Genomic DNA, 1254 nt, shown 5'->3' on the forward strand with positions numbered 1-1254 from the left:
ACCGTTCCTACTGAGCTGGCAGGGGTGTGTCCTGCGTTGCCGGTGGCCCCGAACGGTCTTGGGTCGCCTGGTCGCCTGTCCTGGTCCTGTGAGGCGTTGCGGTCTTATGCCTTGCGGTTGCCGGACGTCTCGTGGGGGGACGGGGTTCCTGGTTGCGGGCTCGGGGGGGCGGGGATGTGTCCGGGTCGTGTCTGGGTTGACCGTCCAGCCTCCTCCGGGGCTGGTTGGTTGCCTGTCACGCGACGCCGGGCCCGGTGACCGAGTCCTCGTCTACCGATCACCACGGCTGCTGCGTGATGGCCGGACGTTTCTGGGTGGTGTGCACGTAGCGGGGCCAGCCACCATTGGGCGGCCCAGCGGGAGGTGTACGCGGGATCGACGGCCACGACGGCCAGGCCGGCGTTGAAGGCCATCTGGACCAGACAGGCACGCAGCCGGCCGGTGGGGATACCCGTGACCAGCCCGCGGAACGCCCGGCCGCGTTTACCCCGGGCCGGCCGGTCACCGGAGGTCTCCCGACCTTCCGCGCGGGCTGATGCGAAGTCCAGGTTCTCGATCACGATGCTGTGCGCGCCAGCGGCCTTCGCCCGGCCGATCAGGTCGCTGACCACGGCCCGGATCCGCCCCTCGCGTGTCGTGGCGGGCAGGCCGGTCAACTCCAACGCGATCGTGTCGGGCTCGCCCAGCACGTTGCCGTCCGGGGTGATCACCGAAACGTCAACGTGGCCGTGGTTGACGTCCACCGACACCGTCGGGAAGGCGCGCAGGTCGTCCAGCGTGGGCATCGGCGTGTCCGGGGTACGCCACGACGCGTCGAGGTACCAGCGGCCGTTACCGGGATCGACACGGATGTCGTAGCGCACCGCGCCGGTCGCGGCCTGCGCGGCGACGTCCTCACCGCGGTAGGTGAACCGGACCGGGGCCTGATAGCCGGTACCGGCCGTGCGGCCGGTTGGCCAGATAGGCCACCGCGGCCGGCAGCTTGACCTCCAGCCACCCCTCGTCAGGGTTGAAACGGATCGTCTCGTTGCCCCACGCCTTGCCAGCCTCACCGTCGGCGGTCAGGAACAGCCGGGCCGCCTGCCACCGCGACCGCCACTGCGCCTGCGTGAGCCCGGCCGCGGCCAGATTGTTGCGTTTGTGCAGTAGCCGTTTACCGCCGCGGGTCACCGACACCACCCCGGTCGTCAACTGCCGCTCCACGACGGCCAGCCGGGTCCTCAACCTCTGCAACCGGACCGTCTTGACGTGCCG

Annotated in this window: 2 protein-coding genes; both read right to left on the bottom strand. The window is 70.5% G+C overall.

Translation table 11 applies throughout. The annotated features are described in order from the left end of the window. Window positions 1-104 precede the first annotated feature (104 nt). Window positions 105-863 carry a hypothetical protein gene (locus tag Raf01_RS49030; RefSeq protein ID WP_203925060.1) on the bottom strand — a complete coding sequence of 253 codons (759 nt, stop codon included), beginning with the start codon at window positions 861-863 and terminating at the stop codon, window positions 105-107. 31 nt (window positions 864-894) lie between these two features. Continuing rightward, window positions 895-1254 (bottom strand): hypothetical protein (locus tag Raf01_RS49035; RefSeq protein WP_203925061.1); only part of this gene is annotated, 360 nt, incomplete at its 5' end.

It is taken from the genome of Rugosimonospora africana (assembly GCF_016862975.1).
Classification (GTDB): domain Bacteria; phylum Actinomycetota; class Actinomycetes; order Mycobacteriales; family Micromonosporaceae; genus Rugosimonospora; species Rugosimonospora africana.